This is a genomic window from Micromonospora sp. LOL_024, assembly GCF_048060415.1.
Classification (GTDB): Bacteria; Actinomycetota; Actinomycetes; order Mycobacteriales; family Micromonosporaceae; genus Micromonospora.
Map to the genome: position 1 here is coordinate 122,929 of NZ_JBHMIS010000007.1, position 17,730 is coordinate 140,658.

At 72.8% G+C, this 17,730-nt stretch carries 14 protein-coding genes; 5 read left to right on the forward strand and 9 right to left on the reverse strand.

Annotated features, from left to right (window positions below):
* Window positions 1-7: 7 nt before the first annotated feature.
* Genes ACFHWY_RS11105 through ACFHWY_RS11115 form a run of 3 tightly spaced genes read right to left on the reverse strand, consistent with a single transcriptional unit; the run spans window position 8 to window position 3,667 of the window.
* Window positions 8-1,126, reverse strand: coding sequence for an acyl-CoA dehydrogenase family protein (locus ACFHWY_RS11105; RefSeq protein ID WP_416580057.1), 1,119 nt, complete (start codon window positions 1,124-1,126; stop codon window positions 8-10).
* A gap of 24 nt (window positions 1,127-1,150) precedes the next feature.
* Entirely contained in the window at window positions 1,151-2,287 is a 1,137-nt protein-coding gene (locus ACFHWY_RS11110; RefSeq protein ID WP_416580058.1) for an acyl-CoA dehydrogenase family protein, read from the reverse strand.
* 3 nt (window positions 2,288-2,290) lie between these two features.
* A complete protein-coding gene (locus tag ACFHWY_RS11115; RefSeq protein ID WP_416580059.1) occupies window positions 2,291-3,667 on the reverse strand; it encodes an LLM class flavin-dependent oxidoreductase in 1,377 nt (458 codons plus the stop codon).
* 117 nt (window positions 3,668-3,784) lie between these two features.
* On the opposite strand from ACFHWY_RS11115, the gene ACFHWY_RS11120 reads away from it, so the two are divergent.
* Both ACFHWY_RS11120 and ACFHWY_RS11125 read left to right on the forward strand, forming a co-directional pair.
* Window positions 3,785-4,273 (forward strand): VOC family protein, encoded by a 489-nt coding sequence (locus ACFHWY_RS11120; protein ID WP_416580060.1) that lies wholly within the window; start codon window positions 3,785-3,787, stop codon window positions 4,271-4,273.
* A gap of 76 nt (window positions 4,274-4,349) precedes the next feature.
* Entirely contained in the window at window positions 4,350-5,756 is a 1,407-nt protein-coding gene (locus ACFHWY_RS11125) for an NAD(P)/FAD-dependent oxidoreductase (RefSeq protein WP_416580061.1), read from the forward strand.
* Between the two features lie 85 nt (window positions 5,757-5,841).
* On the opposite strand, the gene ACFHWY_RS11130 is transcribed toward ACFHWY_RS11125, so the two are convergent.
* Both ACFHWY_RS11130 and ACFHWY_RS11135 read right to left on the reverse strand, forming a co-directional pair.
* A complete protein-coding gene (locus ACFHWY_RS11130; RefSeq protein WP_416580062.1) occupies window positions 5,842-6,846 on the reverse strand; it encodes an MBL fold metallo-hydrolase in 1,005 nt (334 codons plus the stop codon).
* Window positions 6,847-6,883: 37 nt separating this feature from the next.
* Window positions 6,884-7,717 (reverse strand): methyltransferase domain-containing protein, encoded by an 834-nt coding sequence (locus ACFHWY_RS11135; RefSeq protein ID WP_416580063.1) that lies wholly within the window; start codon window positions 7,715-7,717, stop codon window positions 6,884-6,886.
* 158 nt (window positions 7,718-7,875) lie between these two features.
* Here ACFHWY_RS11135 and ACFHWY_RS11140 point away from each other — a divergent pair, with 158 nt between their 5' ends.
* Window positions 7,876-8,880 carry an acyl-CoA dehydrogenase family protein gene (locus ACFHWY_RS11140; protein ID WP_416580064.1) on the forward strand — a complete coding sequence of 335 codons (1,005 nt, stop codon included), beginning with the start codon at window positions 7,876-7,878 and terminating at the stop codon, window positions 8,878-8,880.
* Window positions 8,881-8,968: 88 nt separating this feature from the next.
* On the opposite strand, the gene ACFHWY_RS11145 is transcribed toward ACFHWY_RS11140, so the two are convergent.
* The 4 genes from ACFHWY_RS11145 to ACFHWY_RS11160 are packed head-to-tail and all read right to left on the reverse strand — an operon-like array spanning window position 8,969 to window position 16,197.
* Complete coding sequence (locus tag ACFHWY_RS11145; RefSeq protein WP_416580065.1) at window positions 8,969-12,925, reverse strand: non-ribosomal peptide synthetase; 3,957 nt, start codon at window positions 12,923-12,925, stop codon at window positions 8,969-8,971.
* A gap of 27 nt (window positions 12,926-12,952) precedes the next feature.
* Complete coding sequence (locus tag ACFHWY_RS11150) at window positions 12,953-13,183, reverse strand: acyl carrier protein (protein WP_416580066.1); 231 nt, start codon at window positions 13,181-13,183, stop codon at window positions 12,953-12,955.
* 30 nt (window positions 13,184-13,213) lie between these two features.
* Window positions 13,214-14,608 carry an NAD(P)/FAD-dependent oxidoreductase gene (locus ACFHWY_RS11155; protein WP_416580067.1) on the reverse strand — a complete coding sequence of 465 codons (1,395 nt, stop codon included), beginning with the start codon at window positions 14,606-14,608 and terminating at the stop codon, window positions 13,214-13,216.
* Window positions 14,605-16,197, reverse strand: coding sequence for a (2,3-dihydroxybenzoyl)adenylate synthase (locus ACFHWY_RS11160; RefSeq protein ID WP_416580068.1), 1,593 nt, complete (start codon window positions 16,195-16,197; stop codon window positions 14,605-14,607). The genes ACFHWY_RS11155 and ACFHWY_RS11160 overlap by 4 nt, the downstream gene beginning before the upstream one ends.
* 177 nt (window positions 16,198-16,374) lie before the next feature.
* Between ACFHWY_RS11160 and ACFHWY_RS11165 the strand changes: the two genes are divergently transcribed.
* Window positions 16,375-16,569: a ferredoxin gene (locus ACFHWY_RS11165; RefSeq protein WP_416580069.1), complete on the forward strand. Its 195-nt coding sequence runs from the start codon at window positions 16,375-16,377 to the stop codon at window positions 16,567-16,569.
* A gap of 5 nt (window positions 16,570-16,574) precedes the next feature.
* Complete coding sequence (locus ACFHWY_RS11170; RefSeq protein WP_416580070.1) at window positions 16,575-17,726, forward strand: steroid 3-ketoacyl-CoA thiolase; 1,152 nt, start codon at window positions 16,575-16,577, stop codon at window positions 17,724-17,726.
* Window positions 17,727-17,730: the final 4 nt, after the last annotated feature.

A 17,730-nucleotide genomic window follows, 5' to 3' on the forward strand; every position in this document is an offset into this window, starting at 1 on the left:
GGGTCGGTCAGGCGGTCGGCCGGGCCGGCTGCGGCCGACCGGCCAGCAGGTGGTCGGCGAGGGTGGCGAGGTGAACGCTGGTGGGTGTGTCGAAGCTGTCCAGCCAGAGCGCCCGCCGGTACCACCAGTGCAGCGGGTACTCCCAGGTCGCGCCGAGCCCGCCGGTGACCTGTAGGGCGTCCTCGCAGGCCCGCACGGCCGCCTGCCGGCCGACGACCACGGCCTCGGCGTGGGCCTGCTCGACCTCGGCCTGCTCGACCTCGGCCTGCTCGACCTCGGCCTGGTCGATATCAGCCGGCACGGCGTCGCTGTCGCCGGTGAGCCAGCAGGCCCGCAACGCCAGCGAGGTGGCCAGTTCCAGCGTCACGTAGCTTTCGGCCAGCCGGTGCGCCACCGCCTGGTACGCCCCGATCGGCCGGCCGAACTGCACCCGTTCACCGGCGTGTCGGCGGGCCGTTTCCAGGGCCCGCCGAGCTACCCCCACGGCCTCGCAGGCGAGCAGAGTGTTGGCGTGCCGGCGGGCTCGCGCGAGCACCTGACCGGCGGAGTCCGGGGCGACCAGCAATTCGCCCGGGGTGTCGACGAAGCGCAGCCGGGCGGCGCCGCGCAGCCGGTCCAGGGTGGGTTGGGGTTCGACGGTCAGCCCGTCGGCGGGCGAGCGTACCGCGAACAGTGCGAGCCCGGCGTCGGTGCCGGCGGCGACCACCAGGGCGGTGGCCGACGTCGCGTCGGTGACCAGGGCCCGTAGGCCGGTCAGCCGCCAGCGGTCACCCTGCCGCACGGCGTGGCAGCCGCCGCCGGCCGGATCGTCTTGCCAGGCGACGGTCAGCGGGTCGGGGGTGGGTTCCCGGCCCGCCGCCCGGTGGATCGGATGAGCCAGGCCGACAGTGCTCCACCAGGGCGTGGCAGCCAGGGCGTAGCCGCCCTCCTGGGCCAGTAACCCCTTCTCCACCATGCCCAGGTCCGGGTCGCACCACCCCTGCCGGCGCAGGTGCGGCCAGGTGTCGGGATCGACGCTGTCGGCGTCGGCGAGCGCGGCGACCCGTTCGATGGGGTACCGGTCGGCGAGCAGTCGGGCGGCGGCGGCCGACAGGTCGCGCTGCTCGTCGGTGAGGGCGAAGTCCATGGTGTTCCTCTCCGGCCTTGCGGCTCACCTGGTCCGGGGCAGGCCGAGGACGCGCTCGGCGATGATGCCGCGCAGGATCTCCGAGGTGCCGCCCTCGATCGAGTTGGCCCGGCTCCGTAGTCTCAGGTGCTGCCAGTGCCCGGCCGCGTGGCTGTCCGGTCCGTGCAGGACCGCCGCCGGGCCGAGCAGGCGCAGCGCGAACGCGGCCAGCCGCTGGTTGGTGATCGACCAGTGCAGTTTGAGGATCGAGCTCTCCGGCCCCGGCTTGCCGGTACGCGCCAGCGCCGCCATCGTCCGGTGGCCGGTCCAGCGCAGCCCCTGCAACTGCACGTGCAGCTGCGCCACCTCGGCGCGGACCGCCGGGTCGTCAGCCAACCCGAGGTCGTGCACGGTACGCAGCAGCCGGTCGAACTCGACGGCCAGCCGCGCGGTGAGGGTGATGCCGAAGGTGCCCCGTTCGTGGGCGAGGGTGGTCATCGCGATCCGCCAGCCCTCGCCGACCGGCCCGAGCACACAGTCGCGGGGGACCGGCACGTCGGTGAGCACGATCTGGTTGAAGTCGCTGTCACCGGTGGCCTGCCGTAGCGGCAGCACCTGGACGCCGGGGCTGCGCATGTCCACCAGCAGGCAGGTGAGTCCCGCGTGGGCGGTGGAGCCGGGCTGGGTGCGGGCCAGCAGCAGGCACCAGTCGGCCTGGTGCGCGTACGAGGACCAGACCTTCTCCCCGGTGACCCGCCACCCGTCGGCGGTGGCGCTCGCGCGGGTACGGACGGCGGCCAGGTCACTGCCGGCGTCGGGCTCGGAGAAGCCCTGGCAGAAGACGTACTCGCCGGAGAGAATCGGTTCCAGGAAGCGTTTCTGCTGCTCGGGTGTGCCGTGCGAGACGATGGTCGGCCCGACCATGCCCAGGCCGATCACGTTGGCGTGGTCGGGTGCCCCGGCCAGCGCGCTCTCCTCGGCGTAGATGCCCTGGTAGGTCGGTGGCAGCCCGCGCCCGCCGTACGTGGCCGGCCAGGTCAGTCCCGTGTACCCGGCCGCGTGCAACGCCTTGGTCCACTCGCCCGGCGCGTCGGCGCCCCGGTGCCGGGGCACGTGCTCGGCCAGCCAGGCGCGTAGTCCGGCGCGGAACGCGGCCTCGTCGGGGGTGTCGCGCAGCCGCACCGCTCAACCCTCCCGGGCGGTCGTGGTGCGGGCCGGATCGCGGTAGGTGCGTACGCCGGTGCCGAAGTACCGCTCGCGCAGGGTGGTCTCCGCCGGGTCGTAGGCGGTGCGGAACAATCCGCGTCGTTGCAGCTCCGGCACGAGCAGGTCGCAGATGTCGTCGATGCCGTCCGACGGTGGGCAGGGGATCAGGTTGAATCCGTCCACGTCGGCGACGGTGAGCCACTGTTCCATCCGGTCGGCGACCTGCTCCGGTGTGCCGAACAGCGTCACCGGCGCCTCCAGCCGGGGCCGGCGGGGCCGCGAGACCAGGTACTTGACGTCGCCCACGGTCCAGGTGCGGTCTGGGGTGAGCTTGCGCAGGAACCCGAGGAAGGAGTGGCTGGCCTGGCTGCGGATCTCCTCGACCGGGGTGTCGTCGGGGTAGGTGGCCAGGTCGATGTCCATCCAGCCGCACCACTTGGCCAGTTGCCCCTCGCTACTCCACAGCGTGTTGTACGCCTCGGCCTTCGCCTTCGCCTCGGCCCGGTCCCGGCCGATCATGACCATGGTGCCCTGCAATGCCTTGACCGTGCCCGGGTCCCGCCCGTGCCGGGCCGCGGCGGCGCGTAGGCCGGCCACCGGCTCCCGGCCGGCGGCCGGGTCGGCCAGGGTCAGGAAGACCACTTCGGCGTGCCGGGCGGCGAACTCGATGCCCCGCGGTGAGGCGCCCGCCTGGTAGAGCACGGGGGTGCGTTGCGGCGAGGGCTCGCACTGGTGCGGGCCGCGGACGGTGAACCAGCGGCCCTGGTGGTCGATCTGGTGGACCCGGTCGGGGTCGGTGAAGATGTCGCGTTCGGTGTCCCGGACCACCGCGTCGGCGTCCCAGCTGTCCTCCCACAGCGCGCGGGCGACCTGGACGTACTCGTCGGCCCGGTCGTAGCGGTCGTCGTGGTCGAGGTACTCACCGAGTCCGTTGACGGTGGCCGACCGCAGGTAGGAGGTGACGATGTTCCATCCGACCCGCCCGCCGGTGAGGTGGTCCAGCGAGGAGAACAGCCGGGCGCACTCGTAGGGGGAGTGGTAGGTGGTGGAGTAGGTGATCGCGAAGCCGAGGTGGCGGGTTGCCGCCGCGGCGGCCGAGAGCAGCAGCGCCGGATCGATCGACGGGATCTGTACCGCGTGCCGCACCGCCGGCGCCCACGAGCCCCGGTACACGTCGTAGACACCGTGGATGTCGGCGAAGAACAGCGCGTCGATGCAGGCCGCCTCCAGTTGGCGGGCCCGGGAGATCCAGTACTCCAGGGACCGGTATCCGGTGGCCGTGCGGTCGCCGGGCACCCGCCACATGCCCTTGAACTGGGGCGACGGAGAGCACTGGGTGAACACGTTCAGATGCATGCCCGGTTCCTCACATCCGTTTCGGCCCGGTCCGCGCAGCCACGCTGCCAGGTGACGACACGCTACCGCTAGGTGCCTACAACACGCCACACCCAAGATACGAGTCAAGCAACTATGATGCGTCATGTGCCCAAACTCAACGGCAGAAACCACGTCAACCTGACCGTCCGCGACCTGGACCGCAGCACCGAGTGGTACTGCCGGGTCATGGACTTCACCCCGGTACGGGACGCGACACCCGCGGAGTCCGGCTTCACCTTCCGGACGCTGGTGCACCGGGGCTCGCTCTCCTCGATCGTGCTCGGGCAGGCCAACGAGCCGGATCCGGCCCCCTTCGACGAGCGCCGGGTCGGCCTGCACCACCTCGGCTACCACGTGCCGGAGATGGCCGACCTGGACCAGTGGGCAGACCATCTGGACGCCGTCGGCGCCGAGCACTCCGGAGTCCGCGAGCTGTTCCTGGAAGCCGGCTACGGCATCTGGCTACGGGACCCGGACAACATCTGGTTGGAGTTCTACTGGCTCAACGCCGACTACTTCATGAACCGGCTACGCCAGCAGCGCCGGGCCGAGCGGGCGGCCCGGGCCGCCGGCGACGTCCGTTGACTGTTGGGTCTTGCTGAAAGCAACACACAGTATGGATAGTGGGTGCGAACGTCCTCACGACGACTTGGAGAGCGACGTGGAAGAGACCCGCAACAGCGTCTACTGGCACGACACCGAGCCGGTCGAGGCCGGTGAACCCCTCGACGGTGACGCGACGTGCGACATCTGCATCGTCGGCGCCGGCTACACCGGCCTGTGGGCGGCGCATTTCCTGGCCGAGGCCGAGCCCGCCGCCGACATCCGGGTGCTGGAGGCCGAGACGGTCGGCAGCGGCGCGTCCAGCGCCAACGGTGGGTTCGTCGGTCTGACCGCCGGCAAGGTGCTTCGGCGGCTGTTGTGGTACTACGGCCGCGAGAAGGCTGCCGGGGTCTACCGCACCGGTGCCCGCTCCATCATCGATGTGGGCAGGTTCTGCCGCCAGTACGGCATCGAGGCCGACTTCGCGATGAACGGCATGCTCCAGGTGGTCACCGACCGCAAGCAGTTGGCCCGGCTCGAACTGCAGGTCAAGCGCAGCGACCGCACCGGCCTGCGTGGCTCCTTCAAGCTGCTGGACCGCGACGAGGCCCAGCAGCGCATCGGTTCGCCGCAGGTGCTGGGCGCGCTGCGCACGACCGGGGCGCTGGTCAACCCGCACCGGCTGGTACAGGGCCTGGCCCGGGTGGTCCGGGAGCAGGGCGTCGACATCCACGAACGCACCCCGGTCACCGAGGTACGCAAGGTGGGCAACCGCTACCGGGTGAGCACCCCGACCGGCACGGTGATCGCCAACGAGGTCGTCCTGGCCACCAACGCCTGGCAGCACAGCTTCGCCCAGACGCACACCAAGGTCATGCCGGTGTGGAACTACGTGATGGTGACCGAGCCGCTGACCGACGCGCAGTTGGCCCAGGTCGCCTGGCCCGGCCGGGAGGGGGTTAGCAACTCGCTGTCGTTCGCCCACGCGGCCCGGCTGACCGCCGACAACCGGGTCGTCTGGTCCGGCGGCCGGTGGTACTACTACGACGGGCGCGGCACCGACCGGGCGCACCTGCGCAACGACACCGCCCACGCCGAACTCCGCGAGTCCTTCGCCCGGTTCTTCCCGGCCTGGCGGGATGTCCGGTTCAGTCACGCCTTCGGTGGGCCGATCGGCTGGAGCCGTACCTTCATCCCCCAGTTCGGCCGCACCGGCGACGGCCTGGTCTACGGCCACGGCTACACGGGCAACGGGATCGCGCCCAGCCACACCGGCGGCAAGATCCTGCGTGACCTGGTGCTCCGCCGGAAGACCGAGTACACCGACCTCGCGTTCGTGACGGTGAACCAGCCGAAGTTCGCTAAGGGAGCCATGGGCGACAAGGGCGCGCACCTGTTCATCTGGCGGCAGGAGACCGGCGATCGACTGCCGCTGCTGCTGCCGCACTCGGCCGCGCTGGCGCCGCGGTCGTTCTTCGCCGCGCGGGCGGCACGACGGGCCCGGATGGCCGGCACCGACCGCTGACCCGCCTCGAAGGTCTCCGGGTACGACGCACCGGTGCGCCGGTGTGACCGACGCCCGGCCGGTCACCGCCGGCCGGGCGTCGGGGTCAGTAGGACGTCTCGGCGGTGAGTAGCCGGCTCTCCCCGACCGCGAGGTCCCAGAGGGTCCCGGCCGGCCGGCCCGACTCCGCCCAGGCCTTGCGGGCCAGCTCCACCGGGGCCAGCACCGGCTCGGCAGAGAGCGCGAAGGTGCCCCAGTGGATCGGTACCATCCGCTGCGCCCGCAGGTCGGCGCAGGCGCGTACCGCCTCGGCCGGGTCCATGTGCAGGGGCTTCATGAACCAGCGCGGCCGGAACGCGCCCACCGGCAGCAGGGCGACGCCGATGCCCGGGAACCGGGAGCCGATCTCGGCGAACGCCGGGCCGTAGGCCGAGTCGCCGGCGAAGAACACCCGGTTGGTGGGTGGACCGTCGACGGTCATCAGCCAGCCGCCCCACAGGCTCTGGCAGGTGTCGAGCAGGCCGCGGCGGCTCCAGTGGTGCGCCGGGGTGAAGTCGAACCGTACGCCGCCCACGGTGGTCGACTCCCACCAGTCCAGTTCGACGACCCGGCGGAAGCCCCGCGCCTGGAACCACCAGGCCAGTCCCGCGGGCACCAGCACCGGGGTGTCCCGGGGCAACCGGCGCACCGTCGGCTCGTCGAGATGGTCGAAGTGGTTGTGGCTGATCACCACCACGTCGACCGGAGGCAACGACTCCCAGGCCACCCCGGGGGGAGTGAACCGGCGCGGCGTACCCGGAATCTTTTCGGCGAAGACCGGATCGGTGAGCACCACCCGGCCGCCGAGTTGCACCAGGCAGGTCGCGTGTCCGATCCAGGTCACCGCGGCCCGCTCGGGCCGGACCAGGGGCACCGCCTGATCGACCACCGGCACCCGGCCGGCGGTCGGGCCGGTCGGGCGGTTGCCGCGTTCCCGCATCAACCGGACGACCGCCGCCGGGCCGGGCACCGGATGGGTGAGCCGGTCGGCGAAGCTGCGTGGCCAGGCCCGACCGGCGGACCGGCCGGTCAGTCGGGCGAGGACGCGGTGGACGGTGCGGGGTCGGTACACGGAGTCCTCCTCGACTGGCCGGGTCACCCCGGGTGGGTCAGCCCCGCTCCGGGCGGCGCGCGGTGAGCATCAGGTAGCCGAGGCAGGCCTCGGCCACCGACTGCAGGTCGAGCACCGCGTTGCCGACCTGGCGCAGCACCCGGGGGCCGTACGTGCCGGACAGGCGTTCGTGCTCGTGCGCCACCGCCTCCCGGGTGGCCTGGTGTGAGCGGCGGACGTTCGTGCTGGCGTCGAAGGCGTCGACGACCTCGAAACCGGCCTCGCGTACCTGCTCGACGTACTCCTGCACGGTGGGCGGTGTCGACATCGGCATCGCCGAGAAGATCCGTCGCTGCTCGTCGTTCATCGGGCGGGCCAGGGTCAGCTCGGCGAGGACCAGCCGGCCGCCGGGCCGGAGCACCCGGTGCGCCTCGGCCAGCGCGACGGCCTTGTCCGGCACGTGCACCAGCACCTCCAGGGCCAGCGCCGCGTCGAAGCTCGCGGCGGCGTACGGCAGGGCGGTGGCGTCGGCCCGGGTGAAGTGGACCCGGTCGGCCAGATCCTCCTTGATCGCGAGTTCGCCGGCCCGCTCGACCTGCCAACCGCTGAGCGAGACGCCGGTGGCTTCGGCGCCGGTGATCCGGGCGATCCGCCGGGTGGGCCCGCCCGTACCGCAGCCGATGTCGAGCAGGTGCCCGCCGGGGCCGACGGCGAGCCGGCCGGCGAGTTCGTCGTTGAGTCGTTCCTGCGCCTGCGGCATCGTGGCGTGATCGTGCTCGTCGGCCCAGTAGCCGTAGTGCAGGTTGTCGCCGTAGACGGCGTCGAGGAAGACGCCCATCAGGTCGTAGAACGTGCCGACCCGTTGGGATCGCACCGCTGGATCTTCGGTCATCGAGCAGACCTCCCCGCCGTTTCATTACGTGTCCCAGCATAGTGCTGAAACAACAAACACAACACAGCCTATGTAGCTTATAGGCTGTCGGTTGCCTGTTCGCTAGGCTGTCGGAGTACCCGCACCGACTGACGAGGGAACGGACGGTGGACCGACTGATGAGCAACTCTGCCAAGGTGCTGGACCGCGCGGAGCGGATCGCCGAGGAGGTGCTGTTCCCGGCGGCGGAGACGGTCGACGCCAGCGACTCGGTTCCGGCCAGCCATCTCGACCTGCTCGCCGCGGAGGGCTGCTACGGCGTCGCCGGGCCGCCCGAGTACAGCGAGATGTCCGCCGAGGACACCGCCACCGCGGCCCGGGTGACCGAGATCATCGCCAGTGGCTGCCTCAACACCGCCTTCGTCTGGGCGCAGCACCACAGCGCGGTGATGGCGGCCACCCACAGTCAGCGTCCGGGCATCGCCGAGCAGTGGTTGGAGCCGCTGTGCCGGGGTGAGCGGCGCGCCGGGCTGGCCATCATCGCGGCTACCCGACCCGGGCCGCCGGCGGTACGCGCCGAACCGGTCGACGGCGGGTGGCTGCTGCACGGCGTCGCGCCGTGGGTGACCGGATGGGGTCTGATCGACACCCTCTTCACCGCAGCCCGGGACGACTCGGACACCCTGGTCTGGTCGCTGCTGGACGCCGCGGAGAGCGACACGCTGAGCGTCACGCCGGTGGACATGGTGGCGGTCGCGGCCAGCCGCACCGTGCAGGTCACCTTCACCGGGCACTTCGTGCCCGAGCAGCGGGTCACCGGCATGGTTCCGCACGAGGTCTACCTGCAACGCGACCCGGCGACCCTGCGGTTCAACGGCTCCCTGCCGCTGGGCGTGTCCACCCGGTGCGCGAGGCTGATCGGGCCGAGCCCGCTGGACGCGGCAGTCGACCAGTGCCGGACCACCCTGGACGCCGCCGGCCCGGCGGAGCTGCCGTCCGCGCGGGCGGGCGCGGCGGCCCTCGCGCTGCGTGCCGCCGGGCTGCTCGCCACCACCACCGGCAGTGCGGCGGTGCTGCGGCACCGCCCGGCCGAGCGGCTGATGCGTGAGGCGCTGTTCCTGCTCGTGTTCGGCACTCGTCCGGCCATCCGCGCCGACCTGCTCAACCGCCTGCACCGCGACTGAGCCTCGACCAGCGGCGGCCCGGCTGAGCCTCGATCATCGACGTCTCGGCCGGGCCGCCGGCATCGGGGTGCCGGGCGGGCCGGCGTGATCAGGGCTCGGCGAGGCCGTCGGCGACCGCGTCGGCGATCGCGGCGACGTCGGCCGGATCGGTCACCGCGAAGTGGTCTCCGGGCACCCGTAGGCGGGTAGTCACCGCCTCCTCGGGCAGCCGGTCGCCCAGCCGCACCAGATAGCCGCCGGCCGCACCACCCAACGCGGTCTGCGCCTCCAACAGGTGCACCGGCAGACCCGGCGCCGCCGGTGCCGGGTAGCGGAGCAGCGCGCGAGTGTGCGCGGCGAAGACGCCGAAGATCCGCTGCGCCGCCTCCAGACCGAGCGACATCAGCTCCGGCCGGTCGGCCGTCAGGGCTGGCCAGGCCGCCCGCAGCGCCTCTTCGCCGGTGGCGGCGTCGCCGATCGCTGAGTCGGCGGACACCTCGCCCCGGGTCACGTCGGTCAGGAAGGCCCGGACCAGCTCGTCGGCGGCTGGTTCGCCCGCCGCGTCGGCCGGGCCGACCCACGGGTCGATCAGCACCGCCGTGCAGACCCGTCCCGCGTCGGTCAGCTGCCGACCCAGCTCGTACGCCAGCACCGCACCCAGCGACCAGCCGACCAGCCGTACCGGTTCATCGGCCGGCAGCGCCGCGCGCACCTCGTCGAGGTAGCTGCGGGCCAGCTCGGTCAGCGTCGGCGGCACCGCGACGGCGGTGTCCAGCGCGGGCGAGGCGAGACCGAGCACCGACCAGTCCCCGCGGAGCCTCTCGACCAGTTCTCGGTAGCAGAGCAGGTCGCCGCCGACCGGGTGGACCAGTACCACCGTGGGCCCATCACCGGGGGCCAGCGACTGCACCGCCGACGCCCCGGCGGGCCGGTCGTGGGTGTCGAGCAGCCGGGCCAGCTCGGCCACGGTGCGGTGCTGGTAGAGCGCGGCCAGCGGCAGCCGGCTGCCAAACTCCCGCTCCACGCGGTTCATCAGCTGCGCCGCCTGGAGCGAGCTGCCGCCCAGGGCGAAGAACGGGTCGTCGATGCCGACCGCCGGCACGTCGAGCAGCTCCGACCAGAGCGCGGTCAGTCGCCGCTGCGTCGCGGTACGCGGGGCGCGGAACTCGCCGGTGTCGGTGGCGAGTCCGGCGGCCGCGGCGGCCAGGGCGGCGCGGTCCACCTTGCCGTTGCCGGTCAGCGGCAGCGCGTCGCGGACCTCGATCACCGGCGGCACCAGGTAGCCGGGCAGCGCCGCGCCAAGCGCGTCGCGCAGCGTGTCGGCGGTGGTCGGCCGCGTCTGCTCGACCGCCACGAAGGCGACCAGTGACGCACCCCGCTCACTGCGGCGGGCGACGACCACGGCGTCGGCGACTCCGGGCTGTTCGACCAGAGCGGCCTCGATCTCCCCGAGCTCCACCCGGAAGCCGTTGATCTTCACTTGCGGGTCGTCGCGGCCGAGGAACTCTATCACCCCGTCGGGCCGGTACCGTCCCACGTCGCCGGTGCGGTAAAGCCGTTCCCCGGTGACCGGATGGGTGACGAAGGCGGCAGCGGTCAGCTCCGGCGCGTGCAGGTAGCCGTCGGCGAGTCCCCGGCCGGCGATGTACAGGCCCCCGGGCACCCAGTCGGGCCGGTGGGTGAGCTGTTCGTCGAGGACGTGGAAGCGCTGGTTACGCAGCGGCCAGCCGTACGGGACGCTGGTCCAATCCGCTGGTACCTGGGCCGGTACGTCGAACCAGTTCGACCAGATCGACGCCTCGGTGGCCCCGCCGAGCGCGACGCACCGGGCGGCCGGCGCGATCTCGGCCAGTTCGCGGCCCAGCGGCAGCGGCACCCAGTCGCCGCTGACCATCGCCAGCCGCAGCGTCCGTGGCCGTGCCCGGTCGGCCGCCGCGCGGACGTAGTCGACGTACATGGCCAGGTAGGAGGGGACCGAACTCCACACCGTGACGCCGGTCCGGTCGGCCAGCTCGTGCAGGTGCACCACCTCGCGGGCCTGCTCCGGGTCGGGCACGACCACCGTGCCGCCGACGGCCAGCAGCCCGAACACGTCGTACACGGAGAGGTCGAAGGTGAACTCGGAGACCGCCAGCGCCCGGTCGGCGGCGGTGACCCCGAAGCGCTCGTTGACGTCCACGATGGTGTTCGCCGCGCTCTGGTGGCGGATCATCACGCCCTTGGGCGTCCCGGTGGTGCCGGACGTGAAGATCACGTACGCCAGCGCCTCCGGGTCGTCGGCCGCCTCGGTGTCGGGCAGGTCGCCCGGTCCGAGGTCGGCCAGGCGCCACCGCACGGCGTCGGCGGGCGCGCCGTCGAGGTCGCCGGATGTCTCCCCGAGCACCGCGCGCACGGCGGCCCCGGCGAGGATCTGGGCCCGGCGCCGGACCGGCCAGGCGGGCGAGATCGGCACGTAGGCCGCGCCGCTCATCAGCACCCCGAGCAGCGCCGCGATCTGGTCGACGCCCCGCTCGGCGACGACCGCGACCAGGTCGCCCGGGCCCCGTCCGGCGGTGCGCAGCGCGGCGGCCACCGCGCCGGCGCGGGTCCGCAGCTGCCGGTACGTGGTCGCGCCGGTCGGGGTGAGCACGGCCTCGGCGTCCGGGGTGCGATGCGCCCAGCCCAGGAAACCGTCGTGCAGGGTCTGCGGGGCAACCTCGGCGGCGGTGTCGTTGACCTGGGCCCGTACCGTCAACTGCCGGTCGGGGGTCAGCCGGTCACCGCCCGGCGAGGTCCAGGCCGCGTCGTCGGCGGCCAGGTCGCCCAGCAGTCGCCGGTACGCGGCGAACATGTCGTCGACCAGTCCGGCCGGGTAGAGACCGTCGGCGGTGTCCCAGCTGAACACCATCTCGCCGGCGCGCATGTACACCTGGTGGTCGAAGGCGACCTGTGGGGTACGGACCAGTGAGTCGCGGCGCTGCCAGCCGAGCAGTTCCAGGAAGACCGGATCGGTGTCGGAGCCGAGCCCGAGCATGCTGGTGAAGACCACCGGCATCCTGGCCCCGGAGACGGCGCCGGAGCGGCGGTTCAGCTCCCGGATCACCGACACCCCGCTGAACGCGCCGTGGGTCATGTCGCGCAGCAGCCGGGAGCGGATCGCGGTCGCGTCGGCGGTGAAGTCGTTCTCTCCGCCCGCCGGCGAGCACTCCAGCAGCAGGGTGCTGGCGAAGCTGCCGATCAGCCGGGACACGTCCGGGTGCAGGTTGAGCCGGTCGCCGTACATGAGGTTGACGGTGAACCGTGGCTGGCGGCTCCAGTGCCGCAGTACCCGGGCGAACGCTGCGGCGACGGCCATCGTCGGGGTGAGCCGCCGACGGCGCAGCGCCGCGCTGAAGGCGTCGGTCACCTCCCTGGGCAGCGCGAAGGTCCGCCGTACCAGCGGGCCGTCGTGCCGTCCGCCCCGGCGCAGCGGCAACTCCGGTGCGCCGGGCAGGTCGTCGAGTCGTTCGGTCCAGTAGTGGCGGGCCGCCGCGTACTCAGGGCCTTCGCGGCGCTGGTCCAGCTCCCGGCGGTACCGTTCGTAGCTGAAGTCCAGCGGCGCGAGGTCGCCACCGCCGAGCAGGGTGCGCAGCTCCTGGGCGAAGACTTCGCCGGACTGGCCGTCGAAGACCATCAGCCGGCCCGCCATCTGCACCAGGAATTCTGCCTCGTCGCACCAGACGACCATCCGGAACGCGGCCGGACCGGCCAGCGGTGGCCCGTCGTCGGCCAGCTCGCGGCGGCTGGCGGCCAGCAGCGCGGCGCGTCGCCGAGCGGTCGCGCCCCGCAGCGAGCGCACCGCCAGCGGTGACGGCGGGTCGTCCAGGATCCGGACCTGGCCGTCCTCGCCGATGGCGCAGCGCAGCATCGGGTGCCTTCGCACGAGGGTGCGTACCGCCGCGGTGAACGCCTCGATGTCGAACGGCGGGCAGGCGTACTCCTCGTAGAACAGGGCGGGACCGCCGAGCTGGAAGTCGCCCAGCTCGCCGATCAGGTAGGCCTGTTGCAGGTCGCTGAGTCCGAACCCGGTCGCCGTGAGCTGGTCCATCGTGCTCCTCGCTGGCATTGGCGGCGATCAGCCGACCGAGAGCTGTTCCCGGACGGCCGCGAGCAGTTCGGCCGGCGTCGGGCGGTCGAACACCTCGAACAACGGCAACGAGACGCCGAACTCCTCGGCGACGTGGTGCACGAGGGCGGCGGCGGCCATCGAGTCGCCGTCGAGGTCGGTGAAGAAGTCGGCGTCGTCGGCGACCGACTTTTCGAAGATGAACTCCCAGACCTTCCGCATCCGTTGCAGGTCGTCCACACCAGCCTCCTCGTCGTGTCGGTCAGCGGCTCACACGATGGCGCGCAGGGCGAGCCGGGCCAGCGGCGCCGGCCGGTCGGTGCGGTGCTCGTAGCGGTCGGCTCCGGTGGCGACCGCGCTGACCCCCCGCACGCCGAGGTACCGCAGTGGTTCCGGCTCCCAGCGGCGGGAGGCGTTGTCCACCCAGCACAGCCGGGTCTCCGGGCGGCTGACCCCGGCGACCAGTGCGGCCAGTGAACGGGCCGCGAGGTTGCTCAGGGCGATCCCCTCGCCGCCGTAGCCGCCCGCGTGGCCCAGCCCGGTCTCGCGGTCGTAGACCACTTCGGGTTCGGTGTGCCGGTGTAGCCCGTACACCCCGTTCCATCGATGCGACACCGGGACGTCGGCCAGGTCGGGCAGCAGTTCGGCCAGGGTTCGGCGCAGCCGGTCGTAGGCCCGGCGGGCGGCGGCCTGGCTCCGGTCGGTGGCGGAGCCGAACCGGTAGTAGGCGCCGCGTCCACCGAGTACCAGCCGGTCGTCGACAGTGCGTTGCAGGTAGCCGAACTGGTAGCGGGACTCGGCGACGGTTCGGTGGTCGTTCAGGCCGAGACGCTGCCAGGTGCCGACGTCCAGCGGCTCGGTGGCCAGCGCGTAGGAGTGCAACGGCAGCACCCGGCGGGCGTGCCCGGGGAGGTTCCCGGTGTAGCCCTCGGTGGCGCAGAGCACCGATCGGGCGCGGATGGTGCCGCGGTCGGTGACCAGCAGACTGGGGGCGATCCGGGTCGCCCGGGTGTTCTCGGCGACGCGGACCCCCCGGCGTTCGACCGCGGCGAGCAACCCGCGGGCGATGCGGGCCGGCTGCACGGCCACGCAGTGCGGGGTGTACGCGGTGGCGCGCACGCCGGTCAGCCCGATCTGCCCGGCGGCCTGCTCGCCGACGGTCAGGGTGAGCCCGTCGATGCCGAGCCTGGTCCGCACGTGGTGCCAGCCGCGCAGGCGGTCGGCCTGCGGCTCGCTGCGGGCCACGTAGAGCGAGCCGTCGTGCCGCCAGTGCGCGTCGATCCCCTCCGCGTCGAACACCCGGCGAAGCTCGTCGAGGGTGCGCCGGCCGGCCCGGTACAGGCGCATCGCGGCCATCGGTCCGTGCCGGCGGACCAGACCCGGCAGCAGCGCCGGCATCTCGGCGGTGCACCACCCGCCGTTGCGGCCGGAGGCGCCGAACCCGGCCCGGCCGGCGTCGATCACGACGACCGCCAGGTCGGGACGGAAGGTGCTCAGGTAGTAGGCGGTCCACAGGCCGGTGTAGCCGGCGCCGACGATCGCCACGTCTGCGGTGGTGTCGCCGTCCAGCGGCGGTCGGACGGCGAGTTGGTCGGCGGGCAGCCCGTCGAGCCAGAGCACCCGGTCGGTGCCGGTGGCGGGGGTGGCCAGCGGCGGGCGGGTCACGCCACCACCTCGCGGGCCAGTGCCCGCCGGTCGATCTTGCCGACCGGGGTGTACGGCAGTTGGGGTGTGACGTGTAGCCGGTCGGGCAGCTTGAAGTCGGCCAGCCCGCGGGCGCGCAGGAAGTCGCGTACCTCGGCGAGGCTGGGCGGGGCGTCCCGCGCGACGATGACGGCGCAGGTCTTCTCGCCAAGCCGGGAATCGGGCACCGGCACCACGGCTGCGGTGCGCACCGCCGGGTGAGCCACCAGGTGGGCCTCCACCTCGTCGACGGAGATTTTCTCGCCGCCCCGGTTGACCACGTCCTTGATCCGGCCGACCACCACCAGCCGCCCGGCGGCGTCGCGGCGCACCAGGTCACCGGTGCGCAGGAACCCCTCGGCGGTGAAGACGGTGCGGTTGTGTTCGGGCACGGCGTAGTAGCCGCGCAGCGTGCAGGGACCCCGGGCCAGCAGCTCACCGACCTCGCCGTCGGGGACGTCCCGGTCGGCCTCGTCCACCACGCGCAGCTCGTCGGCCGGGCTGAGCGGGGTGCCCTGGGTGGTGGCGGCGACCTCGTCGCCGTCGTCGGGCCGGGTGAAGCAGAGCACCCCCTCGGCCATTCCGAACCAGTGGGTCAGGGTGGCACCGGTGGCGGGTCGTACCCGACGGGCCACCTCCGGGCTGAGCGTGGCACCGCCGACCTCGATGACCAGTTTCGACAGGTCGGCACCGAAGAAGTCGGCGGTCTCCGTCCACACGGGCAGCAGCGCCGGCATCAGTGTGGTCAGGGTGACCTGCTCGGCGGTGATCAGCGGAAACACCTCGTCGGGGGCCGGGCTGGCGGCCAGCACGGCCCGGCCGCCGGCGTGCAGCGCGCCCAGCACGCCGGGGCAGCCGAGCGCGGCGTTGTGCGCCACCGGCAGCGCGGCGAGGTAGGCGCTGTGCTCGTCGAAGCCCATCGCCTCGGCGGTGGCTCGCAGCTGGAAGGCGTAGTCGTCGTGGGTGCGTGGGATCAGCTTGGGTAGGCCCGTGGTGCCGCCGGAGAGCAGGAAGAACGCCACCTCCGACGGGTCGGTTGCGGGTAGTTCCACCGGGTCGGCGTCGACGTCGCGCAGCGCGGTCAGCTCCTGGGCCTCGCCGGCCACCAGGAGGTGTTTGAGTCCGGGCACCGCCTGGCGGACGGACCGGGCCAGATCCCGGTGGTCGGTGCCGGCCGCCACGTCGGGAACCACCAGCGCCACCGCGCCGGCGTACTCGGCGAGATAGCCCAGCTCGGCCCGTCGGTGGGCCGGCAGCGCCAGCACCGGGAGCGCCCCGACGCGAAAAAGCGCCACACACGTCACCACGAAGTCGGGGGTGTTCGGCAGCTGCACGACGACCCGGTCGCCGGGGCCGATGCCCATCGCGACCAGCCCGGCAGCCAGCCGGTCGGCCCGGCCGTCCAGCTCGGCGTAGCTGTGCCGGCCGTGCCGGGTGACCACGGCGGTGCGGTCGGGATCGCGCGCCGCCCAGGGACGCAGCAGGTCCCCGAGCACCTCGCCGCGCCAGGTGCCCTCCTGGCGATAGCGCCGGGCGAGCTCGTCGGGCCAGGGTACGCATCCGGTCAGCATGGTCGGCCTCCTCGGCGTGCCGGACGGGAAGCTTCCGCCGGAACGGACCGGCCCGACGCTATGCGACACGTCTTCTGTGGCGCAAGTGTCTGTTGCTTCTCTGTGTCGGCAAATCCTACATGCGTCATCTATCGTGGGGCGGGCCCGGTGAACCCGACAGGAGCGTGGGAGCAAACGATGTTGTTAGTCGTGGACTACGACCGGTGTGACAGCCACGGGATCTGCGCCGACAGCGCACCCGAGGTGTTCGAGATCCGGGACGACGACCTGATGTACGTGCTGGTCGAGCGGCCGTCGGCAGAGCAGTTGGCGCAGGTGGAGACAGCCGTGCGCGGCTGCCCGAAGCTCGCCCTGTCGTTGCGAGAGGAGTGAGTGTCGTGGCAGAGGCGGTAGTCGTCGCGACGGCGCGCACCCCGATCGGTCGGCGGGACGGCTGGCTCAGCGGCCTGAAGGCCGTCGAGCTGCTACGGATCGTCCAGCGGGAGGTACTAGACCGGGTCGGCCTGCCACCCTCGGAGGTGGACCAGATCATTGGCGGCTGTGTCACCCAGGTCGGCGAGCAGAGTCTCAACGTCACCCGTAACGCCTGGCTGTCCACGGGCCTGGACCCGGAGGTGGCCTGCACCACGGTGGACGCCTCCTGCGGCTCCGCGCAGCAAGCCAACCACCTGGTCGCCGCGCTGATCACCGCCGGGGCGATCGACGTGGGCATCGCCTGCGGGGTCGAGTCGATGTCCCGGGTGCCGGTGGGCACCAACCTCTACCAGGGCCCCGGGCACTACAAGACCGACGACTACCCGTGGGACGACCCGCCGAAGGCACAGTTCGGCGGCGCGGAGCGGATAGCCGCCCGGTACGGCGTCGACCGGGCCGCCGCCGACGCGTACGGGGTGCGCTCCCAGCGGCGCGCGGCGCAGGCCTGGGCACAGGGACGATTCGACGCCGAGGTGGTCGCGGTGCGGGCGCCCACCCCCGACGGCGGCACCCGCGAGGTGACCCGGGACCAGGGGCCGCGCGAGACCACCCCGGAAGGCCTGGCCGGGCTGCGGCCCACCATCGAGGGCGGGACGCACACCGCCGGCACCACCTCGCAGATATCCGACGGTGCGGCGGCCATCCTGTGGATGTCCGCCGAGCGTGCCGCCGCGCTGGGGCTGCGTCCCCGGGCCCGGCTGCTGCACCAGGTGGTCACCGGCTCCGACCCGTACCTGTTGTTGGAGGGGCCGGTGGTGGCGACCCGGAAGATACTCGACCGGGCGAAGATGCGACTGTCCGACATCGATATCGCCGAGGTCAACGAGGCGTTCGCGGCCGTCGTGCTCGGCTGGGCGGCCGCCCACGACGCCGACCCGGACCGGGTCAACGTCAATGGCGGTGCCATCGCGTTGGGTCACCCGTTGGGCGCCTCCGGCACCCGCCTGCTGGTCACCGCGCTGCACGAGCTGGAACGCGCCGAGAGGGAACTGGCCCTGGTGACGATGTGCTGCGGCGGAGCGCTGGGCACCGCCTCGATCCTGCAGCGGATGTGATGCG

Bases quoted from the DNA above. Each gene is read 5' to 3' on its own strand.
- ACFHWY_RS11160 (WP_416580068.1), bottom strand. From the start codon at position 16,197: ATGCTGACCGGATGCGTACCCTGGCCCGACGAGCTCGCCCGGCGCTAT.
- ACFHWY_RS11105 (WP_416580057.1), bottom strand. From the start codon at position 1,126: ATGGACTTCGCCCTCACCGACGAGCAGCGCGACCTGTCGGCCGCCGCC.
- ACFHWY_RS11120 (WP_416580060.1), top strand. From the start codon at position 3,785: ATGCGTCATGTGCCCAAACTCAACGGCAGAAACCACGTCAACCTGACC.
- ACFHWY_RS11145 (WP_416580065.1), bottom strand. From the start codon at position 12,925: ATGGACCAGCTCACGGCGACCGGGTTCGGACTCAGCGACCTGCAACAG.
- ACFHWY_RS11135 (WP_416580063.1), bottom strand. From the start codon at position 7,717: ATGACCGAAGATCCAGCGGTGCGATCCCAACGGGTCGGCACGTTCTAC.
- ACFHWY_RS11165 (WP_416580069.1), top strand. From the start codon at position 16,375: ATGTTGTTAGTCGTGGACTACGACCGGTGTGACAGCCACGGGATCTGC.
- ACFHWY_RS11115 (WP_416580059.1), bottom strand. From the start codon at position 3,667: ATGCATCTGAACGTGTTCACCCAGTGCTCTCCGTCGCCCCAGTTCAAG.
- ACFHWY_RS11140 (WP_416580064.1), top strand. From the start codon at position 7,876: ATGAGCAACTCTGCCAAGGTGCTGGACCGCGCGGAGCGGATCGCCGAG.